Here is a 21948-nt window from a genome sequence, read left to right on the forward strand (position 1 = left end):
CACGCGCACCCCGGCGACCGGCGGATCTCCCGGGCCGGTCCTTCGCGGCGGGGCCGTCCGCCACGGTGCTCAGCGCAGGGCGATGAGCGCGATGGCGGCGGCCGCGCACACCAGCCCGGCGGTCTGCCGGCGGGTGAGCCGCTCGTGCAGGAAGGCCAGTGCCAGCAGCACCGGGACGGCCGGGTAGAGCGCGGACAGCACGGTGGCCACGGCCATCAGCTGGTGCCGCGTCGCGGCGAGGTAGAGGAGGATGGCCACGGTCCCGACCGCACCGCCCGCGCCGGCCACCGCCGCGAGCGTGCCGGGCAGCGTCACCGGGGACCGGTACAGGGCGAGCACCACGGCGATCACCACCACGGACGCGACCCGGCTGACGACGACGGGCCACAGGCCGCCGTCCGCCCCCACCTGGGCCATCGCCAGGAACTGCACCCCGAAGCCGGCACTCGCGGCCAGCGCGTCAGGCACGCCGGCGGTCACCGGTCCGGCGCCGTGACGGTCCGTACCCGGCCCCGCGGCCTGGGCGACGAGCCACAGCGCCGGTACGGCGACGGCGATCCCGGCCCAGGCGACGGCGGCCGGCCGTTCACCGAGGAAGGCGACGCCCACCAGGACGGGAAGGGCGACGGCCCCCACGTCGCTGACCGGGACGACGACGCTCATCTGCCCCTGCGCCATCGCCCGGTACAGGAACGCGACCCCGACGCCCGTACCGATGCCCGACAGTGCCCCGAACCAGCAGTCGCCCGCCGTCCCGCCGCCGGAGGAGGACGCGAGCGCCGCCACCACCGCGACCGCGGTCCCGGCGAGCTGTGCGTGGAGGGCCACGGTGATGCCGTCGCTCCTGCGCGCGACCAGGCCGTTCACGAAGTGGGTCACACCGAAGCAGAGCGCGGAGGCCAGCGCGAGCGCCTCACCCACGGGCGCCTCCCGCCGGCGACGGCGGCAGGGCCTCCCGGGGCGGCGGGACAGCGGTGCACAGGGCCATACCGACGGCCGTACCCGGAATCCCGGTGATGATGACAACAGGTCCCGCTCCGGCGGGCGTTCGGGGTCGGGAGGCGCGGTCCGGGCAGCCGGCCGCCGGCGGGACGCTCACCGGCACCGGTGCCCCGTCAGAGGTTCGAGCTCACCCGGAGACGGGCGTACGGGCACGGCTCCCGTAGGTGACATGCGCTGACGCCCGCCCGGCGCGCCAGGGCCTGGCCGGGGCACCGGGGTGTCCGCCGAGCCGCCGCCGGTGGGGTGCCGGCGGCGGCACGGGGATCGTCGGCGGGGTGGTCCAGAGGTCGCCGCGTCGCCGGCTCACGCCGGTTGCGACAGGTCGATCGCCCGGTCGACGGCGTCGGGCCGGAGCACGCGCAGGATGCCTTCGAGGAGGTAGTAGTCCGCGTAGGGCAGGGAGACCTCGATGCCGTCCTCGGCCGGCCGGTTGCGGGTGCAGCGGGCCACGACCGCGTCGGCGCGGGCCGAGTTCCTCGTCAGGCAGGTGTCCGCGAGCGCGGTGAGCAGCCGCAGCGCCACCTCCCGGTAGGTGTGCCTGCCGGTGGCCGCGTGCAGGTCGAGCAGGCCGCACGCCATGATGGCGCCGGCGGAGGCGTCCTTGATGTCGTGCGGCTGCTGCGGCGCGCGGTAGTCCCACACCGGCACGTGGTCCGGGGTCAGCGCTCCGATGGCGAAGTCGGCGAGCCGGCGAGCGGTGTCCCTGAACTCCGTGTGCCCGGTCCGCCGGTACATGGTGGTGAAGCCGTAGATGCCCCAGGCCTGCCCGCGCGACCAGCACGAGGTGGGGCTGTAGCCCTGCACCGTGCCGGGCCCGAGGGGGGCACCGGTGTCGGGGTCGAAGTCGAACACGTGCGGGGTGGATCCGTCGGGCCGGGGGAAGACGCGCTGCGCGGTCCTCGCGTGCTCGACGGCGATGTCCAGGTAGGTGTCGTCGCCGGTCTGCCGGCTCGCGAACGCCAGCAGATCGAGGTTCATCATCGTGTCCATGATGACGCGACCCGCGTTGGCGCGGTCCGTCAGCGCGCCCCAGGCCCGGATGAACTTCCCGCGCGGGTTGTACCGCTGGATCAGGGAGTCGGCGGCCCGGATCGCCCCCGTACGCCACTCGTCGTCGCCGGTCAGGCGCCAGGCGGTGACCCAGGAAGGGGTGAAGAGGAACCCCAGGTCGTGCGTGCTCGTATCCGACTGCCGGGGGGCGAGGTTCCGGGCCGACTCGACCGCCCACGTGCGGAAGGCGTCGTCCTCGCTGTACAGCCAGGCCATCCACAGGGTGCCGGGCCAGAAGCCGCCGACCCAGTCCCCGTTGCGCGAGTACGTCCACTTCTCGAACTTGGTCCCGACCGGGAAACCCGTCACTCCGGGCGCGACGGCACGGACCTTCTCCACGGCGTAGTCCGCCGCGGCGCGCAGGGTCCGCGAGGTCGCTCCTGACGGCTGCCGGTCCGGCGCCGCGACGGCCGGTACCGCGCAGGCCCCCGCAGCCGCCGCGCCGGCCGCCGTCGCCAGCAACGCACGCCGGGAAACGCTCATGCTCGTCCTCCAACTCCACTGTGAACGAGAGAAGTTGACCGAGCCTTGCACACCGGACTTGACGGTGTACACCCATGTGTGCGGAGTTCATCAGCGTGAACGGGGAACGGAGTCAGTGGTGCGGGGCGCCGGAGTCGTGCCGGAGCCAGACGTAGTCGACCGGCTGCGCGGTGTTCCAGCTCGCGGCGAGTTCGGGGGAGACCGGACGGAACCCGGCGCCCAGGTAGCACCGCAGCGCGCGGTCGTTGCCGGGGTGCACCCGCAGGGAGACATCCGTGAACCCGGCCCGGACGGCGCGCGCGAGCAGGCCCTGGACGAGCAGGCGGCCCAGTCCCGCCCCGCGAGCCCCGGGGGCCACGATGATCCGCGCCAGTTCGGCCTCGTCCTCCTCGGCGTCCCGCCACACCTCGCCGTAGCCGAGCACCCTCCGCCCGTCCACGAGTACGTGGGCCTCGACGTCGTCCGCCTGCTGCCATCCGGCGACCGTCTCCGCGGCCACGGGGAACTCCCGGCTCCCGCACCACATCACGGCCTCCGCCGCCGACGTCGGCCAGCCGGCGACGAGTGCCGCGTGCACGGGAGCGCAGGGAAGCAGATCCATGGGTGCCGACCCTATGCGACCGGGCCGGATCCCGGACGCGGGTTCAGGACGGGCCGCCGGGGGCCGTGCCCAGTTGCCGCATCTGCGCGAGGACGTCGACGACACCCCAGATCTCGGCGACGCGGTCGTCCGCGAACCGCAGGATGAAGATCTCGCTGTACCTGACGGCCCTCCCGGTGGCCTCGAGGCCCTGGTACTCCCCCAGGTGCGTACCGGTGACCGTGTTCCGGAAGACGACCTTGTCCCCCTCGGCGATCTCGTCCTCGATCTCGACACGCAGGTCGGGGAACGCGCGCAGCAGCACCTCCCACACCCGTTTGAGTGCCTGCCCGCCCGTCACCCCCGCAGGCACCGGCGCGTGGAACACCAGGTCCGGCGCGACGGCCTCGTCGATCGCCTTCGAAACGGCCTCCAGGTCACCGGTGCGGACGGCGTCGTGCAGGCGGCGGAACGTCGCCTTGTTGCGTGCTTCCTGGGCTGTCGGCATGGGCCGGCTCCTCGGGTCGGCGCGAGTCGTCGGCTTCGTACTCGCTTCCACGCCCCCTACGACGGGACGGCCCTCCGGTATGTGACATGGCCGCCGTGGGCGCCCCCACCACCGGGGCGCACCCCACTGGCGCTGCCGGATCGGGCAGGGTGCGTGCGGCGTACCGGTGCCGGCGCGGACGGCCGGCGGTCCGGCGACCGGCGTCAAGGGCACGCCCGGACGGGCCGGTCGGGAATCCGCTCGAAGGGCGGGCCGCCCGCTGCTAGTTTGCGGCCGTGGATCTCTTCTCGCGCTCGTGGACGGCCCTGCGCGCCGCGGTCGCCGGCCTCGCCGACGAGGACTTCGCGCGGCCGTCCGGCTGCACCGGCTGGCTGGTCCGTGACCTGGCGTGCCATCTGGTCATCGACGCCCAGGACGTGCTGATCACCCTGGCGACGCCCACCACGGCGGAGCCGACGCACGACGCGGTGACGTACTGGAACGTCGGTGACACCCCGCCCGCCGGCGACGACCCGCTGGACGCGCTGACCGTCCGGCTGGCCGCCGCGTACGAGGAGCCGCGGCTGCTGAAGTTCCACCTGGACGACGTCGGTTCGGCGGCCTGACGCGCGGCCGGACTCGCCGACCCGGAGCGACGGGTGCACACGCAGGACATGGTCCTCACCGTGGGCGACTACCTCTCCGCGTACGTCCTGGAGTGGACCCTGCACCACCTGGATCTGATCGCCCACCTCACGGGCGCGGCGGATCCCCCCGCCGAATGTCTCGCCCGGTCCCGCGCCATGCTGGAGGAGATCGCCGGGTCGGCCTTCCCCCCGTCATGGTCCGATCAGGACGTCCTGCGCGTCGGAACGGGGCGCCGGCCCCTGACCGCCGGCGAGCGCATCCGACTGGGTCCACTGGCCGGGGAACTCCCCTTCGTCCTCGGATGAGCGCACGGCACAGGTGTCAGCCGGCCCGCGCCCGTGTCCCGCAGCGCGGGTGGAACGGGCTGAGGCCCGCGTGGGGCAGCGGGGACGGGGGGTGGTAGCCCGTGGCCGGGACGTCCGTCGTGTAGGTGCGGGTGTCGGGCGCGAGGCCCCGGTGCGGGTCGCCCAGGCGGGCCTGGATCTCGTAGGTGCCGTCACCGGAGTACGTGTACGCCGTGAGGTCGGGATACCGGTCGTGGTTGTAGTCGGCCACCGCGATGTCCTTCGTGGCCCGCAGGTCGAGGGGGACGGTCCGCCGGCTGCGGCCGGTGTCGGAGAAGGGTCCGAGCCTCAGTTCGGCCACCCGGGGCTGCACCGGGTCGTCGCCGCCCTGCTCCTGCCCCGCCACGACGACCAGGTCGGTCCACCCGTCCCGGTCGAAGTCCGCCACGGCGGCGCTCACGTACTCCTGCCGGCCGGCGGTACGGTCGGCCAACCCCCGTGCCCCGACCGTCGTTTGGCGGGGTGAGCCGATGCCGAAGGTGATGGCCAGCCGGGCACCCCGGTGGGACGGGTCGGTGATCCGGTCCGGCAGACCGTCGTTGTCCACGTCGGCGATCAGGTCGCCCGACGGCGTCAGGCAGGCGGTGACGGCGGGCGGACCCGTCGGGCGCGGTGGGGGCTCGCCCAGGCGGTCCTCGCCGCCGGCGAGGAGCAACAGGCCACCCGCCAGCAGCGACGCCGTACGGGTGAGCCGTCTCGGCCGGGAGGTACCGGCGGGTTCGCGCACGGGCATGGGCAGGCATGGTAGTCACCGGGCCGGGTGTGCCCCGGGGTCGGGGTCCTGGCGGACCCGCCGCGGTTCACGGCGCCTGCCGACGGGAAGCCGGTCACGCTGCTGCCGGTCGCCCGTGTCCACCACCGGTTCGTCTACTGACTCACGGGTCAACCTTCGCTTCGGCTACCGGAGTCGGCGGCCCAGCACCGCTTCGACGAGACCTCCGGGCCGGGCCGGCGACGACATGTCTCTGAGCCCGCTCAGCGACACCGGCACGCTCCGGCACCGCCGTGCTGTACGCCGACGGCCGGGAAGCGGGCCGGAACACCGCCGTCACCGTCGAACCCCGCGCCGCCGGCAGCCACACCTGCGCGGCCGGACTCGCGCCCGGCCTCGGCGACGGTATGCTGGCGCGCCCGGTAGCGGCCCGGAGCGTGTCGCCGGTCACCCGCTGCCGCCTCACCGACGGAGAAAACGGGTTGACCCACCCGTATCATCCAGGTGTCGCACCGTCAGGAGCGGAGGAACTGATGCCGGAAAGCGCCGGGCCCATCACCGAATTGACCTCTCAGTACGTCAGCCAGGTGACCAACGACCTCGAACACAACCTCAAGGAGCAGGAACGTATCACGGCTGAAATCGCCGTGCTCCAGGAGCAGTTGGCCACTCTGCAGCACGACCACGCCATTCTGCTGAACATGCGGCAGGCACTCGGCCTCGCCGCACCGGCCGCGCGGGCGGTCGTACCCGCCCCGCGCGAGAAGAGCGGCGGCACGCGCCCCGCCGACGACAAGAAGCCGGCGGCCACGAAGACGGCGGCCAGGAAGACGGCACCGAAACAGACGGCACCGAAGAAAGCGGCGACGAAGAAGGCGGCGACGAAGAAGGCGGCCGCCGGGAAGCCCGCGGCCACGAAGCCGGCGCCGTCCGAGCCCGCTCAGCCCACTCTGGTCGAACTCGTCCGCCGGCACCTGTCGGAGCAGACGGAGCCCCGTTCCGCCGCGGAGATCAGCGAGGCCCTGGGCAAGGCGTACCCCGACCGGGGGATCCAGGCGAAGGTCGTGCGCACCACGCTGGAGAACCTCGTGGCGAGGAACGGCGCCCAGCGCACCAAGCAGGGCACGTCCGTCTTCTACGTCGTGCCGGGCGAAGCGGCGCGGGAGACGACGGAGGGCGCCGAGACGGGCGCGTGACCGCCCGCCACGCGCAGTGGCCGGCGGCGGCCGAGGAAGGCCACGCGGAGATCCGCGCCTCGGCCGGCCTCCACGGCCGGGACCGCCGGTTACCAGGCGGAAACCCCGTCGCCGCCCTTCAGCGGGCCCCCGCCGCGCCGGCGCCCGGCCTCGCCGGGGACACCGGTGCGCCACCGGCACGCGGGGCGGCCGTCACCGGTCGGCGGAGCCGAAACTGGCGAAGTAGGCGGCGACCATGTCCTCGTCGGCGTGGCCCTGTCCGGCGGCACGCTCCATGCGCTCGGCGCTCGCGGCGGCCACGTCGAGGCGCACACCGCTCTCCTCACCCGCCTGGACGATGAGCCGGGCGTCCTTGGCCGCGGTCGCCACCGCGAACTGGGCCGGCGTCAGCCGGTCTTCGAGGACGAGCTTCGACTTGGCGCGCAGGTACCCCATGTCCAGCGGGCCGCCCTCGATCGCGTCGAAGAAGTTCTGCGGGTCCACGTCGAGCCCCCGGGCCAGGGCCAGCACCTCACCGGTCGCCGCGGTGATGGCGAGGACCCAGCTGTTGGCGACGAGCTTCAGACGGCTCGCCGTGCCTGCCGCGCCGTCCTCACCGGTCCACACGGTGCGGGAGCCGACCGCGTCGAACACCGGGGCCACCGTCGCGCGGTGCTCGCTCGGCCCCGCGGCGAGGACGAGGAGCTGGCCGGCCTCCGCGGGCTCGCGGGTGCCCAGCACCGGCGCGTCGAAGAAGACGAGGTCGTGTTCGCGGGCGAAGGCGGCCAGGTCGCGGACGGCGGCGACACCGGCGGTGGTGGACTGCACCCACGCGGTGCCGGAGCGAAGCGCGGGGGCCGCCTCGCGCATGACGTCGAGGGTGGCCGGGCCGTCGTAGAGCATGGTGAGGACGACATCGGCGCCCTCGACGGCCTCGGCGGGCGTGCCGGCGACGTGCGCGCCGTCGGCGGCGAGCGGTTCGGCTTTGGCGCGGGTACGGTTCCAGGCGCGGACGGTGTGTCCGGCCCGCGCGAGGTTGCGGGCCATCGCGGCACCCATGATGCCGGTGCCCAGGACACTCACGGTGAGCTTGTCGGTCATGACGTCAACTCCCAGGTGGCTGTGCGGCTTTGGCGGCGCGGACCGGCCCGTCCGGCCACGCCCGGCAACCGTTCGCCATCGGGTCGGCGTCTGCCGGGCCGGTGCGGCGGCAGGCCGGCCGGTCTGTCTGCGTCTCCGGGTGAGGATACGGGCCCGGCCGCCAGGGAGATCTTCCACCAGCCAGGCGTGCGGCACGCCGAGGCGCTCCCCCGGCGTGCCGTCCTGCCGGCCCGTCCAGGACAGCCGGCCCGGCACGTCCCCGGCCGGTGCCCGCGACTGCCGTGCGGTGGGGAACCCGCCCCGTTCGCCCACCGGCTCGCGGGTCCGCCGGACGCGTCCGCCGCCCTGGAGGGCGCCGCCCCGCCGGCCCCGCGGGCCGTGCCGTGCGTCTCGCCGGCCCGGCGCGGTTGCCGTGGGTCTGCACGACCTGGTCGTCGCCCCCGGCGCTCCGGCCCGAGCCCCGGAGCCCTGTGCCGCCGACCGGTCCGCATCTCCTCCGACGACGGCTCGGGCGGTCCCCGCGCGAGCCGCAGCCGGCCCGGGACCGCCGGCTGGCCCTGCTCCGCGAACCGGAAGCGGCCCCGCGGAACACCGTGTTCCTGGTGCGGCGCCCCGGCGCGGAGACCGGCCCCGGTGCGAGCCGGGGGCCGGGAGACCCTCCGCCGTACCCCCGGACCGGGAGCGCGCCGCTGTCCCGCGGTCCGCCGCTCCTGCCGGTTTTCTCCGGACACGTACAGTCGAGGACCGGAGGAGTGAGCGGAGGGGGCGGGATGCCACAGCGGGTGCCGGTGCGGTTCACGGTGCTGGGGCCGGTGCGGGTCTGGCGGGGGGCCGAGGAGCTGGACGCCGGCGGTCCGCAGGCGCGGACGATGCTGGCCCTGTTGCTGCTCCGGGCCGGTCAGCCCGTCCCCGTGTCCGAGATCGTCGACGTGCTGTGGGGACCGGGCCCGCCGCCCACCGCCGTCAACGTGGTGCGCCGGCACGTCGGCTCGCTGCGGCGGCTGCTGGAGCCGGGGCTGCCCGCGCGGACGCCGGGGAACCGGCTGGTGCGCGGCGCGGGCGGCTACCGGCTGCTCACCGACGGGGACGACGTGGACCTCGTACGGTTCCGGGAGCTGCGGCAGGAGGCCCGGCGGGCCGTCGCCGAGGGTGCGCCCGGGCGGGCCGTGGAACTGTTCGAACGGGCCCTGTCGCTGTGGGCCGGTCCCGTCGCCTCCGCGGTCGCCCCGGACGTGCGCGAACGGCTCGGAGCGGACGCACTGGAGCGCGAGCGGCTCGCCGTCCTGCGGGAGGCGGCCGACGCGGCCGCGCACGCGGGCCTGCCCGGCGCGGTCCTGGCCCGGCTGCGGGAGGCCACCACCGCGCACCCGCTGGACGAGCCCCTGCTGGCCCGGCTGGTCCAGGCCCTCGCGGCCACCGGCCGGCGGGCCGAGGCGCTCGCCGCCTCCCGGGACGCCCGCCGCCGTCTCGCCGAGGAGCTGGGCATCGACCCCGGGCCCGAGCTCCAGGAGGCCCACCGGACGGCGCTCGGCACGACGGGGGACGGGGACCCGGCGGAGCCGCCGCCCGCGCACGCCCTCGCCGCGCGTCCCGTCGTACCCGCCCAACTGCCGCACGACCTTCCCGCGTTCACCGGCCGGCACGCCGAACTGGCCGAGCTGCTGGACCCGTTCGCCGCTGGGGAGCCCGTCGGCACGGTGCTGATCTCGGCGCTCGGCGGGATGGCCGGGGTGGGCAAGACCACGCTGGCGGTCCACTGGGCCCACCGCGTCGCCGGCCGTTACCCGGACGGGCAGCTCTACGCCGACCTGCGCGGCTTCGCCCCCTCGGGCACGGTCACCGACCCCGGTGAGGCCGTCCGCGGTTTCCTGCACGCGCTCGGGGTGCCGCCCGAGCACGTCCCGCAGGGCCTGGCCGCGCAGGCCGCGCTGTACCGCAGTGTGCTGGCGGGGCGCCGGGTGCTCGTACTGCTGGACAACGCCCGGGACGCCGAGCAGGTACGGCCCCTGCTGCCCGGCACGCCCGGCTGCCTCGCCATCGTCACCAGCCGGGACGACCTGACCGGGCTGGTGGCCGCGCACGGCGCCCGCTCGCTGACCCTGCGGCCGTTCGACGCCGGCCAGGCGCGGGACCTCCTCGCCGGACGGCTGGGCGCCGGCCGGATCGCCGCCGAGCCGCGGGCGGTGGACGAGATCATCGCCCGGTGTGCCGGGCTGCCCCTCGCCCTGGCCTGCGTGGCCGCCCGCGCCGCCCTGCGCCCGGACTTCCCGCTGACGGCCGTGGCCGCCGAACTGCGCGAGGCCCGCGGCACCCTCGACGGGTTCACCCGGCCCGGCACCCCGGTGGACGTCGCCACCGTCTTCTCCTGGTCCGCCCGGGCCGTGTCGTCCGCCGCCGCCCGGCTGTTCCGGCTGCTCGCGCTGCACCCCGGCCCGGAGGTGTCGGCGCCCACCGCCGCCGCGCTCGCCGGGCTGCCGCGGCACCGGGCACGCTCGCTGCTCGGCGAACTCGCCGCCGTCCACCTCGTCACCGAACCGGCGCCCGGACGCTACGGCTTGCACGACCTGCTCCGCGCCCACGCCGGCGGCCTCCTCGCCGAGCACCACACCGAGGCCGAGCGGGACGAGGCCCGCGACCGGCTGTTCCGGCACTACGCGGAGCGCGCCCACGCCGCCGGCGCGCTGCTCGACCCCAGCGGAGACGCCCCGGCGCCGCCGGACACGGGGGCCCCGCCGTTCGCCGACGACAGCGCGGCCCTGGCCTGGCTCACCGCCGAACACCCGGCGCTGCCGGCCGTCGTCCAGGCGGCGGCCACGACCGGTCACGACCGGTACGCGTGCCTGCTGGCCTGGGCCCTGGAGCCGTACTTCGAGCGGCGCGGTCACTGGCACGACGGGCTGGCCGCCCAGCGCACCGCGCTCGACTCCGCGCTGCGGCTCGGCGATCCCGTCCTGGAGGCGCGCGCGCTGCGCGGGCTCGGCCGGGCGGAGGGCAGGCTGGGCCTGTCCGACGAGAGCCGGGCCCGTCTCCGGCGGGCGCTCACGCTTTTCACCCTCGCCGCGGACACCGTCGGCCTGGCGGGCACCCACCGCAGTCTGGGCTGGGCGTGCGAGCAGGAGGGCGACCTGGCGGGGGCCCTGCGGCACAACCAGCTCGCGCTGGAGCTGTACCGCACCGCCGGGTCCCGGCCGGCGCAGGCCAGCGTCCTCAACTCCGTGGGCTGGTACCACGCGCTGCGCGGTGAGTACCGGCCGGCCCTCGCGCGCTGTTTCGAGGCCCTGGCCCTGCTCCAGGACCTGGGCGACCGGTACGGCCAGGCGGCGGCCTGGGACAGCATCGCCTACGCCTACCACTGCCTCGGCCGCCACCCGCACGCCCTGCTCGGCTACCGCAACGCGCTCACGCTGTACCGGGCGCTCGGGGCGCCGTACCCGGAGGCCGACACGCTGGTCCGCATGGGCGACACACACCTGGCCACCGGTGACCGGGAGGGTGCGCGGGCCGCCTGGGAACAGGCCCTCGCCCTGCTCACCCGGCTCGGTCATCCGGACGCGGAGCGGGTCCGGGAACGGCTCGCCGGGCGGGAGGAGCGGTCCGGTGCGGGATGACGGCGCCCGGGCCCGGCGCGCGGAACCGGCTGGCCGCGCGGCCGGGCGGCTCCGTAAGGTGGCACGGTGACGACTCGGGTGATCCTTCTCAACGGTGGTTCCAGCGCGGGCAAGTCCGGGATCGGGCGGTGCCTGCAAGCCGTACTGCCCGACCCCTGGCTGGTGTTCGGCATCGACTCGCTGGTCGACGCGCTGCCCCCGGGGCTCCAAGGGGACGACGGGGGCATCGAGTTCGCCGAGGACGGCGAGGTGCGGGTCGGTGCGGGTTTCCGGGCGCTGGAGGCGGCCTGGATGGAGGGCATCGCGGCGACGGCCCGCGCCGGCGCCAGGGTCGTCGTGGACGACGTCTTCCTCGGCGGGGCGGCCTCCCAGCAGCGGTGGCGCACGGCCCTCGCCGGACTGGACGTCCTGTGGGTGGGGGTGCGGTGCGACGCCGAGGTCGCCGAGGCCCGGGAGATCGCCCGGGGAGACCGGCCCCGCGGCATGGCGGCGGCCCAGGCCGACGTGGTCCACGACGGGGTGTCGTACGACCTGGAGGTGGACACCACCCACACCGAGTCCCTGATGTGCGCGCGGACCATCGCGGCCCACGTCCACTGACCGGCGACGGGATGGCGTCGCTGCCCGACGGACCCGGTGACGGGACGCGGTCCGGGACGCTGCGGTTCGAGGTGCTCGGCCCGCTGCGGGTGCTGCGCGCGGGAACCGAGCTGGATCTCGGGTATCCGCAGGCCCGGACCCTGCTCGGTGTGCTCGTGGTGTGGCCGGGCCGGACCGTGCGGACCGGCACGATCGTCGACGTGCTCTGGCCGGGCCGGCCACCCGTCAGCGCGCGGAACGCGGTACGGCGCCACGTCGGCACGCTCCGCAGGCTGCTGGAGCCCGGGCTGCCGCCGCGCTCACCCGGGCGGCGCCTGCTCGGCCGAACCGGCGGCTATCTGCTGGAGGCGGCGGCCGACGAGGCCGACCTGCTGCGGTTCCGCGCCTTCAGCCGGCGGGGCATGCGGGCCGCCGCCACCGCGCGCCCCGAGCAGGCGGTACGGCACTTCGTCTCGGCCCTGCGGCTGTGGCGCGGCCCAGTGGTGGCCGACCTGCCGGGGCCGGTGCGCGCGCATCCGCACTTCGCGGCCGTGGACCGGGAGGTCCTCCGCACGGCGCGGATGGCGGCGGACGCCGCGCTGCTGTGCGGGCGCGCGGACCAGGTGCTGCCGAGCCTGCGCCGGGCCGTCGCCCTGAACCCGCTCGACGAGCCGCTGCTGGCCCGCCTGATCCTGTCGCTGGCGGCGTGCGGGCTGCAGGCGGACGCGCTGGCCGCCTACGAGGACGCGCGCCGCGGCCTCGCCGCACAGCTGGGGGCCGCGCCCGGCGCCGAACTGGCCGCGGCGCACGCCCGGGTCCTGCGCCAGCAGATACGCCCCGCCCGTCACCGGCTCCCCACCGTCCCACCGTCCCCCGCCCGGCCCTTCGTCCGCCCGGCCCAACTCCCCCCGGACCTCCCCGTCTTCATCGGCCGTGGCCGAGAACTGGCCGCGCTGGACAGGCTGTTGGGCGGGGCGCCCGTGGGCTCACCGCCGGGGTCCCGAAGTGACGGGGCGTCCGCACGGGCAACGCCGGATGCCCTGGGCGACGCGGACGCGTCGACCGGTGCCCGCCCCGCGTCGGCCGTGCTGATCAGTGGTCCGGCCGGGGTCGGCAAGACCGCGCTGGCGGTCCACTGGGCGCACCGGGTCACCGACCGTTTTCCGGACGGCCGGCTCCACCTGGAGCTGGGCGGATCGGCCCTCGATCAGGCCGCGTTGGAGCCGGCCGAGGCGCTGCGCCGGCTGCTCGCGGCCCTCGGTGCGCCGGCGCGGGACTTGCACGCGGGCGTGACCGCCCTCGCCGCGCGGTACCGCGGTGCGCTGGCGGGGCGCCGCCTGCTGGTCCTGCTGGACGACGCCGCCTGCCTCGGCCAGATCCGTCCGCTGCTGCCGGAGGTGCCGGGCTGCCTGACGGTGGTCACGAGCCGGGGCGGCTCGACCGGACCGGGCGCGGTGACCGCAGGCACCGGGGCCGCTGGGGAGACCGGGGCGGAGGAAGCCACGGGGGCGACCGGACCCACCGGACCGACCACACCCGCCGTCGCCGTCGCGCCCGCCACGGCCACCGTGAGCGACCCCGCCGGGCCGGCAGGGCACCTCGGGCTGCCCCCGCCCCTTGAGCGGGCCGCCGCGGGCCTTCGTACGCTCCGTCTGGGGCTGCCCTCCGCAGAAGACGCCCGTGAGCTGCTCGCCCGGCGGATCGGCGCGGCGCGGCTGGCCGCCGAGCCGGAGGCCGTGACGGAGATCCTTCGCAGGTGCGGCCGGCTGCCGTCCGCCCTGGCCCTCGTCGCGGCGCGTGCGGCGACCCGCAGGGATTTCCCGCTGGCCGCCCTGGCCGCCGACCTCGCCGAAGACACGGGGCCGTGACGGGGGCGGAGCCGCAGCCTCCCCAGGCCGACCGCGCCCTGGCCGGGCCCGCGGCCCGCACCGCCCCCGCCGAGGGCCGTGCGGGGCGAGGCGTACGCCGACAAGCGGCTCCGTGACGCTCAGCGCTCTGCGCGGCAGGCACACTGCCGAGCCCGCCCGGGCGCCCGAGCCGGCCGCGGTCTACGGACGGTCCGTGCCGTCTCCCCCGGTGCCCGGAGAGGCGGGCGGAAAGGCCGTACCGGCCTCCGGCCGACCGGCCGAGGCCGGTGGCGGCGGGGCGGCCCCGTCAGGTGCCGTCGGGGAAACACCCGCCCCCGGTCCGGCCTGACCGGCCCACGGCCCGGCACCGGCCGTACCGGGCCCCGGCTGCCCCGCCCACGGCGCACCCGCCACCCCCGGCCCCGGCTGCCCCGCCCACTGCCGCGGCACCGGAACAGCGGTGCCGTACGGGGGCCACGGCAGGGGAGCCGGTGGCTGTGGGGCCGGGGCCGGAGCCGTGCGGTCCAGTCGGCGGCGGCGCAGCCACCACGCCACGGCCGCCGTGTACAGCGCCATGCTCAGCACGTCGAACACCACGAGCTGCCACCCCGCGTCCGCCGCTGTGTCGTCGCTGGTGAGCCCGTCCACGACGGCGGCCGAGATGCCGAAGGCCACCAGGTTGTTGACGGTGTGCAGGGCGATGGACGCCTCCAGTCCGCCGGTGCGCCAGGTGAGCCAGCCCGCGGCCATGCCGAACACCACGAGGTCGGCGAAACCCCAGGGCGTGCCCCAGCCGTGGGCGGCGGCGAACAGGACCGCCTGGGGCAGCAGAGCGGCCCACGGCGAGCGCAGGAAGGCCCCGGCGGTCTGCGTCAGCCAGCCGCGGAACACGTACTCCTCGGCGGCGGCCTGCACCGGCACCAGCAGCACCAGCATGATCAGGGCCCGTGCGAAGGCCGGCCAGCCCGCCCACTGGCTCTCCGGCCCGCCGTCCGCGGGGAGCAGGAACACGCAGCCCATCGCGAGCCCCTGGACCGGCACGGCGGTCAGCACGCACAGCAGCAGCCAGCGCCATCTCAGCCGGCCCGTCACGGACGACACCGTGCCGGCCGGGCGTCGTCCGATCCAGCGCGCGACCAGCAGCACCACGGGTATGCCGACCGCGATGCAGAGCAGGTCCACGGCGGTGCCGGAGACGGGGCCGAACTCCGGCCAGCCGTCGTCGTCCTGGGGGTAGCCCAGGCCCGAGCCCAGGGCCGCGAGCACGACCATGAGGACGACCACGGTGATCATGTACGCCACGGCCGCGACCAGGGTCCCGAGGAGGGGACGCCACCACCGGTAGCGCGGTGAGAGGCGGGCCAGACGGTGGTACGGGAGCTGCTCGGTGGCCTGCGCCGGGGCAGGGGGCGGCAGCAGTGGCTGTGGCTGTGTCATGCCGTCAGCCTGCCGAAGGACACCTGGACGCGCCATCGGCTTACGGCAGGACCGGCCGGTGTGACCCGCCGGGCCGGCCGCGGGCCGCACGCCGAGGTCGGTGTCCGTTCGCCGCCGGTGCTCCCGGGGGCCGTCGGCTGGGATGGACACATGACTTCGGGAACGGATCTGCGGGGCAGGACGGCACTGGTGACCGGTGGCAGCCGGGGCATCGGCGCGGCGACGGCACGGCGACTGGCGCGGGAGGGCGCGGACGTGGCCGTGACCTATGTGCGGGGCAAGGAGGCGGCCGAGGAGGTCGTGCGGGACATCGAGGCGCTGGGGCGGCGGGCGGTGGCCCTGCGCGCGGACTCGGGGGACGCGGCGGAGGCGGCGGACGCGGTGCGGCGCGCGGCGCAGGAACTGGGCCGGCTGGACGTGCTGGTGGGCAACGCGGCCGTCGGGCTGATGGGACCGCTGGAGAGCCTGTCCGCCGCCGACGTCGACCGGCTCCTCGCGGTGAACGTGCGCGGGCTGTTCCTGGCCGCCCGGTCCGCCGCCGCGGTCATGGGCGAGGGCGGGCGGATCATCACGGTCGGCAGTTGTGTCACCGCGCGGGTGCCGGGGCCGGGGGCCACGCTGTACGCGATGAGCAAGGCGGCGGTGGTGGGGCTGACGAAGGCTCTGGCGCGGGAGCTGGCCGGGCGCGGGATCACGGCGAACGTCGTGCATCCGGGGCCGACGGACACGGACATGAACCCCGCGGACGGCCCGTACGCCTCCGGTCAGGCGGCCGCGACCGCCCTCGGCCGGTTCGGTACGGCCGAGGAGGTCGCGGCCATGGTGGCGTTCCTGGCGGGGCCGGGGGCGGCGTACGTGACGGGCGCGGAGTTCTCGGTGGACGGTGGTTACGCGGCCTGACGGAGCGGGGAGGGCGGGCGCGTCAGGTCTCGTCCAGGCGGCGTACGTCCTCCTCGTCCCACTTCCTGGTGTCCCGGGGCTGGGTGTACGGCTCGGCCCGCGGCGGGTGTCCGCCGGCGATGGCCCGCTGCCGCACGGTCTCCGCGTCGAACTCCAGCCCCAGCAGGACGGCCAGGTTGGTGATCCACAGCCACACCAGGAAGACGATGACGCCGGCCATGGTGCCGTAGGTCTTGTTGTAGGACGCGAAGTTGGCGACGTAGAACGCGAATCCGGCGGAGGCGGCCATCCAGATCAGCAGGGCGAGGACGCTGCCGGGGGTGATCCACCTGAACCCCTTGACCTTGGCGTTCGGGGTCGCCCAGTACAGGATGGCGATCATCACGGTGACGAGCAGGACCAGCACGGGCCACTTGGCGATGGACCACGCGGTCAGCGCCGTGCCGCCGACCCCGAGCGCGTCCCCGGCCCGGCGGGCCAGGCCGCCGGTGAAGACCACGATGAGCGCGCTGGCCACGGCGAGGACCATCAGGACGACGGTGACGCCGACGCGCACGGGCAGGAGCTTCCAGATGGGGCGCCCCTCGGGCATGTCGTAGACGGCGTTGGCGGCGCGGATGAACGCGGCCACGTAGCCGGAGGCCGACCACACGGCCAGCACGAGGCCGAGGATGGCCACGAGGGAGCCGGTCCCGGCGCCGTGCTGGAGCTGTTCCACCGCCCGGGTGATGATGTCGCGGGCGGGGCCGGGGGCGAGGTTGCGCAGATTGGCCAGGACCTTGTCCGTGACCGACCGGCCGGCGACGGCCAGCAGCGAGACCAGTACCAGCAGGGCCGGGAACAGGGACAGGACGGCGTAGTACGTGAGCGCCGCGGCCCGGTCGGTGAGCTCGTCGTCGCGGAACTCGCGCAGGGCGCCCTTGAACACCGCCGGCCATGCGCGCCGGGGCAGCTGCACGGGGGTGTCCGGTGCCCGTCGCTCGACGTCCTCGCCGGGTCCTGCCTCGTCCGGCGCGGGGATGCGCGGCGCCGGGGTCTCGTCTGCGGCCTGCTTGTGGTGCATCCGTGGTACGTGCAGCTTCGCCATGCCCGTCGGGTAACCCCGCGGGGCGTGATCACGCCCCCGGTTCACCCGTCGGTCTCCTCGTCCCGGTCCTCCTCGCCCGGCGCCCTCCGCCCCGGAGGCGGGACGGAGGGCGTGCGGCCGGGCCGCGGTGCCGGGGCTCAGTGCGCGTCGGCGAACCGCTTGAAGGCGGCCTTGGTGCCGGAGCCGGCGATGCCGTCGATGGGGCCGCGGTAGCCGTAGCTGTCCTTCAGGAGCCGCTGGAGCGCCTTGATCGTGCCCTTGCCGACGATCCCGTCGATCGGGCCGGTGTAGCCCCAGTACTTCTTCAGGCAGCGCTGGAAGGCCTTCCAGCTGTTGGTGCCGAGCTTGCCGTCGATGGAGTTCCGGTAGTTCCAGTACGTCTTCAGCCAGCGCTGGACCTTCTTCGCCTGGGTGGCGCTCAGGCCGAGGTTGTTCACCGCCTGCGGGGTGACGGCCTCGGTGGCCGCCGCCGGGTGGGCCGCGGGTGCCGCGAAGCTGGTGCCCGCGGCGGCGAGGCTGCCCGCGGCCAGCGCCACCGTGGTCGCGGTGGCGAGGAGTGTCCTGGTGAAGATGTTCGTCCGCATGTGTTTCCCCCTGGTTGACGAGTGCCTCTCGGCACGGCACCCAAAGCTACGTGCCGGGGGTGCGCACGTCGCCAACCCGGGAGTTGACGCCCGGCTCCAACGGCCGCGGTAGGGCCGGACCGGTGTACAACCTGCGGGGTAGGCACACGGGGCGCGCGCGCCGGGCGCGGGCGCCGTCAGCCCCGCCCTCCGCTGAGGTTCCCCCACCGGGGTCCGATCTGCCTCCACTCCGCGTCCCACTCGGCCAGGCGCCGCCGGATGAGCCGGCCCCGGACCAGCCGGCCCGCGCCCCAGACCAGCGCGCCGGCCGCAGGGGCGACGAGGACGCCGGTGAGCGCCGACTGGAGGTCGGCCGTCGTTCCGGTGAGGGGGGCGGGCACGATCCGGTCCGCCTGGTTCGTCCACACCGTCACCCGGGTACCGGCGGGGGCGCCGGGGAAGACCTTCGCCCGGTCGGTGTGCGCCGAGCCGTCCGGTTCCGTCCAGCGCACGGCGACCCAGACCCGTCCGTCGTCGTAGCCGCTGCCCGCGGCGGGGGTCCGCGCCGCGTCGTCGGTGAGCACCGCGGACACGGGGTGCACGTGGGCCAGCCGTGCCGCGAACGCGGACTCGGAGGCCTGGGCCGCCCACAGGCCCGCGAAGACCCCGACCGCCAGGGCCAGCACCCAGCCGGCGAGGACGATCCAGGCCTCGACGACATCGCTGTGCCGCCGCAGCGGGTTGCGCCGCCAGCGCCACAGCCGTACCGGGGTGACCGTCGCGGGAGGTGTCCGTGTCATCGTCACCGCCTCCTCTCGCCCACCGGCGGCCGGGACCGTGGTGGCCCCCGCGGTCTCCCGGACCCGGTCGCCCGGGCGCGGGTCATGACACCATCCTGCACCTCTCCTGGCCGGTCGTCCGCCGGGAGCCGGGCCTGCGACGCCGAGCGGGCGCGACAGGCCCGACCGGCTCGCGGGACCCCGCGAACGGCGGGTGGCCGCGTTGCGAGCCGGCCGTGGCGGACCACTGCCGCCCGGCGGCCCTCGCCGCGCCGGGCCCCGGCCAGTGCGAGGCAGGGGCCCGGCACTCCCCCAGAGCACGCACCTGACGCAGCGCGGCCCGCGCCCCTGGCGGACGACGGGGGTTCGACGGCCGGCCCTAGGAGGGCGTGAGCGGCAGGTCGTCGGTGTAGGCGTTCACGGGCCGGGCGACAGGGCGCACGCCCCTGACGTCGAGCGCCGCCTCCGCCGTCTTCGTGCCGAGCGTGCCACGCGGGTGCCAGGTGCCGGTCACCTCCACCCAGGCGTCGGCGGGCGGTGCCTCACCGCCGTAGACGCGCACCTTGACCGTCTGGGAGTCCGCCGCGGGGCCGGGCCCGGCACTCCCCGGACACGGCGGTTCGACGGCCGGGCCTAGGAAGGCGTGAGCGGCAGGTCGTCGGTGTAGGCGTTCACGGGCCGGGCGACAGGGCGCACGCCTCTGACGTCGAGCGCCGCCTCCGCCGTCTTCGTGCCGAGCGTGCCACGCGGGTGCCAGGTGCCGGTCACCTCCACCCAGGCGTCGGCGGGCGGTGCCTCACCGCCGTAGACGCGCACCTTGACCGTCTGGGAGTCCGCCGCGCAGCAGGAGAAGACGATCCGGGTCAGGTACCAGCCGGTGCCTTCGCGGGCGGGGGTGACGAAGCCGGTCAGCCGGACGGTGCGGTGCTCGATGGCCCGGCCGCGGTCCTGCTGGACCCGCTTGGTGAAGTCGGTGAGGGTCAGCGGCAGCGGCGAGGTCGCGGGCAGTGGCCCGAACCCCTTCTGCACGGCGACGGGCCTGGTGTCGGCGCGGGCCGCGGTGTACGCGCCGAGCGCCGGCGGGGGCAGCAGGAGCAGGCTGAGCGCGGGCAGGGACAGCAGCCAGGCGACGCGCGGCATGCCGCTGTGGTCGTGGCCGTGCCCGGTTCCGCCGGCCGTGTGCCCGCGGTCCCGGGTGAGCGCTCCGGCCAGACCGAGCAGCAGCAGGACGGCGCCGGAGACGATCAGCGCCGGGCGCAGTCCGGCCTTGACGTAGCGCAGGTAGGTGTCGGTGAGGAGGGCCGTGTGCAGCAGGCCGGTGCCGGTCAGGGCCAGGAGCAGGGCCTGGAGGGGGCGTTTCACAGCAGCGCGCCTCCGATGAGGACGCTCGCGGTGACGGCCACGACGGTGGTCGCCGTGGAGAACCGCCAGGCGAAGGCGCGGCCGAAGGTGCCCGCCTGGAGGGCGATCAGCTTCAGGTCGACCATCGGGCCGACCACCAGGAACGCGAGCCGGGCGGTCGGCGGGAAGCCGGTGAGCGAGGCCGCGACGAACGCGTCGGCCTCCGAGCAGACGGCCAGCAGTACGGCGAGGACGGCCAGGAAGAGCACCGAGAGCCAGGGCGTGCCGGAGAAGGCGTCGAGGACGGAGCCCGGCACGGTGACGTCGAAGGTGGCGGCGGCCATGGCGCCGAGGACGAGGAAGCCGCCGGCGTGCAGGAAGTCATGCTGGAAGCCGAGCCGGAACTCGGTCCAGCGGCTGTGGCCGTGCCGGTGGCCGGTGTGCCGGTGGCGCAGGAGCGGCCGCAGCCACTCCTCCTTGCCGAGCCACAGCCACAGCCAGCCCATGACGGCCGCCGTGGCGAGGGAGGCGAGCAGCCGGGCGGCGACCATCGCGGGGTCGCCCGGGAAGGCGACGGCGGTGGCCGTGAGGACGACGGGGTTGATCGCGGGCGCTGAGAGCAGGAAGGCGAAGGCGGCGGCCGGGGTGACGCCCCGGCGGATCAGGCTGCTCGCGACGGGTACGGAGGCGCACTCGCAGCCCGGCAGGACCGCGCCGGCCACGCCGGCGACCGGGACGGCGAGGGCCGGCCGCTTCGGCAGCACCCGGGTGAACAGGTCGGCCGGCACGAAGGCGTTGATGGCGCCGGACAGGGCGGTGCCGAGGAGCAGGAAGGGGAGTGCCTGGACGGTGATGGCCAGGCAGACGGTGCGCCAGGCCTGGACGGCGGGATGGTCCAGCCAGGGCGTGCCGGCCAGCAGGAGCGCGGCCGCGAGCGCGAGGGCGACACCGCGGGGCCATTGCCGGGGGACGGTGCCGGGCGGCCAGGGCCTGGGGCCGGCGCCCGGTGGCCACGGCCGGACCCGGCGCGCGGACGGGCCGGGGTGGGGCACGACCGCCACACCCTCCGTCACACCAACCAGCTCATCCGATTTATCCATTTTCACTCCGGATGTCGGTGTCTGGCCGACGATAAGCGAGGAGCACGCCCGGGCCGCGCGCACACGCCGCGCCCCGGCGAACCGGCCGGGACAATGCGCCCCATCGGTGGCTCTTCTCACAATCCGGGCCGAACAGGGCCTTGAGGTGACGGGCGCCACGTCGCCGGGCGCCGTAGTTGTCTACGTTCGTGACCCATGTCGTCCCGCCTCTCCCGCACAGCACGCGCCAAGGCCTGCGCCCTCGTGGCCTCGGCGACCGCCCTCCTCGCCACCGGGCTCCTGCACCCCACCCCGGCCGCGGCCGCCTCGGCCCAGGCCACGGCTGCCGTGCTCGACCTGGACGGCACCGGCCGCACGCCCGCGGTCCACGGCGAGGACCGGGCGTACGACACCGCGAGCATCGTCAAGGTCGACATCCTCGCGGCCCTGCTGCTCCAGGCGCAGGACGCCGGACGGCACCTCACCGCGAAAGAACGGGAGCGCGCCGAGCCGATGATCCGGCGCAGCGACAACGCGGCGGCCAACGCCCTGTGGCGGCAGATCGGCCGGGCCCCCGGGCTGGCGGCGGCCAACAAGCGCCTCGGCCTGACCTCGACGACGGGCGGGCCCGGCGCCAAGTGGGGCCTGACCCGGACGACCGTGCGCGACCAGATCCGGCTCCTGCGGGCCGTGTTCGACACCGGCGGAGCGGTCCGCGCGGGCTCCGGCGGACTCGACGCGGACTCCCGCGCCTACATCCGCACCCTGATGAGCCGGGTCGTGCCCGGACAGACCTGGGGTGTCCCGGCGGCCGGCACCGGCGGCTCCCGCAAGGCCCTGAAGAACGGCTGGCTCCAGCGCGACACGACGGGCCTGTGGGACGTCAACAGCGTCGGCCAGATCACCGTGAAGGGTCACCGGTACCTCGTCGCGGTCCTGTCGGACGGCAGCGCCTCCATGAGCGACGGCGTGTCCCTGGTGGAACGGACGGCGCGCGCGGCCGTGGGGTGAGCGACCGCCGCGCGGCCCCCGCCCGCACCGGTGATCAGCCGGGCGTCCGGGGAGGCAAGGTGCCGCCGGGGCTTTTCGGCAGCCGTGGAAGGGGCACGCGGTCGGGGTACGACTTCCGACCGGAGGGGCGAGACC

The 21948-nt window shown here is 75.8% G+C and carries 18 protein-coding genes and 2 pseudogenes; 7 read left to right on the forward strand and 13 right to left on the reverse strand.

Translation table 11 applies throughout. The features are described 5' to 3' along the window. Nucleotides 1–69 precede the first annotated feature (69 nt). The 4 genes from AB0946_RS14635 to AB0946_RS14650 all read right to left on the reverse strand — a co-directional run bounded on the left by AB0946_RS14635 (nt 70) and on the right by AB0946_RS14650 (nt 3623). Nucleotides 70–921, reverse strand: a complete 852-nt coding sequence (locus AB0946_RS14635; protein WP_366760932.1) for an EamA family transporter — start codon at nt 919–921, stop codon at nt 70–72. Nucleotides 922–1305: 384 nt separating this feature from the next. After that, nucleotides 1306–2535, reverse strand: a complete 1230-nt coding sequence (locus tag AB0946_RS14640) for a glycoside hydrolase family 88 protein (RefSeq protein WP_366760933.1) — start codon at nt 2533–2535, stop codon at nt 1306–1308. Between the two features lie 112 nt (nt 2536–2647). Further along, nucleotides 2648–3136 carry a GNAT family N-acetyltransferase gene (locus AB0946_RS14645; protein ID WP_366760934.1) on the reverse strand — a complete coding sequence of 163 codons (489 nt, stop codon included), beginning with the start codon at nt 3134–3136 and terminating at the stop codon, nt 2648–2650. A 43-nt stretch (nt 3137–3179) separates the two neighbouring features. After that, a complete protein-coding gene (locus tag AB0946_RS14650; protein WP_366760935.1) occupies nt 3180–3623 on the reverse strand; it encodes an ester cyclase in 444 nt (147 codons plus the stop codon). Nucleotides 3624–3898: 275 nt separating this feature from the next. Here AB0946_RS14650 and AB0946_RS14655 point away from each other — a divergent pair. Beyond that, a pseudogene (locus AB0946_RS14655) lies at nt 3899–4555 on the forward strand (maleylpyruvate isomerase N-terminal domain-containing protein). A 16-nt stretch (nt 4556–4571) separates the two neighbouring features. Here AB0946_RS14655 and AB0946_RS14660 read toward each other — a convergent pair. Further along, nucleotides 4572–5327 (reverse strand): VCBS repeat-containing protein, encoded by a 756-nt coding sequence (locus AB0946_RS14660; RefSeq protein ID WP_366760936.1) that lies wholly within the window; start codon nt 5325–5327, stop codon nt 4572–4574. A 512-nt stretch (nt 5328–5839) separates the two neighbouring features. Here AB0946_RS14660 and AB0946_RS14665 point away from each other — a divergent pair. Beyond that, nucleotides 5840–6502, forward strand: coding sequence for a hypothetical protein (locus AB0946_RS14665; protein ID WP_366760937.1), 663 nt, complete (start codon nt 5840–5842; stop codon nt 6500–6502). A 192-nt stretch (nt 6503–6694) separates the two neighbouring features. On the opposite strand, the gene AB0946_RS14670 is transcribed toward AB0946_RS14665, so the two are convergent. Then, complete coding sequence (locus AB0946_RS14670) at nt 6695–7582, reverse strand: NAD(P)-dependent oxidoreductase (RefSeq protein ID WP_366760938.1); 888 nt, start codon at nt 7580–7582, stop codon at nt 6695–6697. 770 nt (nt 7583–8352) lie between these two features. On the opposite strand from AB0946_RS14670, the gene AB0946_RS14675 reads away from it, so the two are divergent. The 3 genes from AB0946_RS14675 to AB0946_RS14685 all read left to right on the forward strand — a co-directional run bounded on the left by AB0946_RS14675 (nt 8353) and on the right by AB0946_RS14685 (nt 13637). Beyond that, nucleotides 8353–11190 (forward strand): BTAD domain-containing putative transcriptional regulator, encoded by a 2838-nt coding sequence (locus tag AB0946_RS14675; RefSeq protein ID WP_366760939.1) that lies wholly within the window; start codon nt 8353–8355, stop codon nt 11188–11190. 66 nt (nt 11191–11256) lie between these two features. Continuing rightward, a complete protein-coding gene (cpt, locus tag AB0946_RS14680; protein ID WP_366760940.1) occupies nt 11257–11790 on the forward strand; it encodes a chloramphenicol phosphotransferase CPT in 534 nt (177 codons plus the stop codon). 11 nt (nt 11791–11801) lie between these two features. Continuing rightward, entirely contained in the window at nt 11802–13637 is a 1836-nt protein-coding gene (locus AB0946_RS14685; RefSeq protein ID WP_366760941.1) for a BTAD domain-containing putative transcriptional regulator, read from the forward strand. A 180-nt stretch (nt 13638–13817) separates the two neighbouring features. Here AB0946_RS14685 and AB0946_RS14690 read toward each other — a convergent pair whose 3' ends face one another. Continuing rightward, nucleotides 13818–15053: a CPBP family intramembrane glutamic endopeptidase gene (locus AB0946_RS14690; RefSeq protein ID WP_366760942.1), complete on the reverse strand. Its 1236-nt coding sequence runs from the start codon at nt 15051–15053 to the stop codon at nt 13818–13820. 150 nt (nt 15054–15203) lie between these two features. On the opposite strand from AB0946_RS14690, the gene AB0946_RS14695 reads away from it, so the two are divergent. Continuing rightward, nucleotides 15204–15953, forward strand: coding sequence for an SDR family oxidoreductase (locus tag AB0946_RS14695; RefSeq protein WP_366760943.1), 750 nt, complete (start codon nt 15204–15206; stop codon nt 15951–15953). Nucleotides 15954–15975: 22 nt separating this feature from the next. Here AB0946_RS14695 and AB0946_RS14700 read toward each other — a convergent pair whose 3' ends face one another. From AB0946_RS14700 to AB0946_RS14725, 6 genes and pseudogenes are all read right to left on the reverse strand, one after another. Beyond that, nucleotides 15976–17040 (reverse strand): YihY/virulence factor BrkB family protein, encoded by a 1065-nt coding sequence (locus AB0946_RS14700; protein WP_366760944.1) that lies wholly within the window; start codon nt 17038–17040, stop codon nt 15976–15978. Between the two features lie 137 nt (nt 17041–17177). Continuing rightward, a complete protein-coding gene (locus AB0946_RS14705; RefSeq protein ID WP_366760945.1) occupies nt 17178–17624 on the reverse strand; it encodes a peptidoglycan-binding protein in 447 nt (148 codons plus the stop codon). A gap of 176 nt (nt 17625–17800) precedes the next feature. Further along, nucleotides 17801–18403 (reverse strand): hypothetical protein, encoded by a 603-nt coding sequence (locus AB0946_RS14710; protein WP_366760946.1) that lies wholly within the window; start codon nt 18401–18403, stop codon nt 17801–17803. 358 nt (nt 18404–18761) lie between these two features. Continuing rightward, nucleotides 18762–18968, reverse strand: a pseudogene (locus tag AB0946_RS14715) (TIGR03943 family protein); the annotation flags it as partial. Nucleotides 18969–19015: 47 nt separating this feature from the next. Beyond that, the gene (locus AB0946_RS14720) at nt 19016–19744 is read right to left on the reverse strand and encodes a TIGR03943 family protein (protein WP_366760947.1); all 729 of its coding nucleotides are present in this window, start codon (nt 19742–19744) and stop codon (nt 19016–19018) included. Further along, nucleotides 19741–20796 (reverse strand): permease, encoded by a 1056-nt coding sequence (locus AB0946_RS14725; protein WP_366760948.1) that lies wholly within the window; start codon nt 20794–20796, stop codon nt 19741–19743. The genes AB0946_RS14720 and AB0946_RS14725 overlap by 4 nt, the downstream gene beginning before the upstream one ends. A gap of 222 nt (nt 20797–21018) precedes the next feature. On the opposite strand from AB0946_RS14725, the gene AB0946_RS14730 reads away from it, so the two are divergent. Continuing rightward, nucleotides 21019–21813, forward strand: a complete 795-nt coding sequence (locus AB0946_RS14730; RefSeq protein ID WP_366760949.1) for a serine hydrolase — start codon at nt 21019–21021, stop codon at nt 21811–21813. Nucleotides 21814–21948: the final 135 nt, after the last annotated feature.

This window comes from Streptomyces sp. NPDC046870 (genome assembly GCF_040704595.1).
Lineage (GTDB): Bacteria > Actinomycetota > Actinomycetes > Streptomycetales > Streptomycetaceae > Streptomyces > Streptomyces argyrophylli.

Excerpts from the sequence above, each read along its gene's own strand:
- AB0946_RS14700 (WP_366760944.1), bottom strand. The coding sequence starts at position 17,040 with ATGGCGAAGCTGCACGTACCACGGATGCACCACAAGCAGGCCGCAGAC.
- AB0946_RS14650 (WP_366760935.1), bottom strand. The coding sequence starts at position 3,623 with ATGCCGACAGCCCAGGAAGCACGCAACAAGGCGACGTTCCGCCGCCTG.
- AB0946_RS14710 (WP_366760946.1), bottom strand. The coding sequence starts at position 18,403 with ATGACACGGACACCTCCCGCGACGGTCACCCCGGTACGGCTGTGGCGC.
- AB0946_RS14670 (WP_366760938.1), bottom strand. The coding sequence starts at position 7,582 with ATGACCGACAAGCTCACCGTGAGTGTCCTGGGCACCGGCATCATGGGT.
- AB0946_RS14645 (WP_366760934.1), bottom strand. The coding sequence starts at position 3,136 with ATGGATCTGCTTCCCTGCGCTCCCGTGCACGCGGCACTCGTCGCCGGC.
- AB0946_RS14640 (WP_366760933.1), bottom strand. The coding sequence starts at position 2,535 with ATGAGCGTTTCCCGGCGTGCGTTGCTGGCGACGGCGGCCGGCGCGGCG.
- AB0946_RS14695 (WP_366760943.1), top strand. The coding sequence starts at position 15,204 with ATGACTTCGGGAACGGATCTGCGGGGCAGGACGGCACTGGTGACCGGT.
- AB0946_RS14705 (WP_366760945.1), bottom strand. The coding sequence starts at position 17,624 with ATGCGGACGAACATCTTCACCAGGACACTCCTCGCCACCGCGACCACG.
- AB0946_RS14685 (WP_366760941.1), top strand. The coding sequence starts at position 11,802 with ATGGCGTCGCTGCCCGACGGACCCGGTGACGGGACGCGGTCCGGGACG.
- AB0946_RS14660 (WP_366760936.1), bottom strand. The coding sequence starts at position 5,327 with ATGCCCGTGCGCGAACCCGCCGGTACCTCCCGGCCGAGACGGCTCACC.
- AB0946_RS14690 (WP_366760942.1), bottom strand. The coding sequence starts at position 15,053 with ATGACACAGCCACAGCCACTGCTGCCGCCCCCTGCCCCGGCGCAGGCC.
- AB0946_RS14730 (WP_366760949.1), top strand. The coding sequence starts at position 21,019 with ATGTCGTCCCGCCTCTCCCGCACAGCACGCGCCAAGGCCTGCGCCCTC.
- AB0946_RS14665 (WP_366760937.1), top strand. The coding sequence starts at position 5,840 with ATGCCGGAAAGCGCCGGGCCCATCACCGAATTGACCTCTCAGTACGTC.
- AB0946_RS14675 (WP_366760939.1), top strand. The coding sequence starts at position 8,353 with ATGCCACAGCGGGTGCCGGTGCGGTTCACGGTGCTGGGGCCGGTGCGG.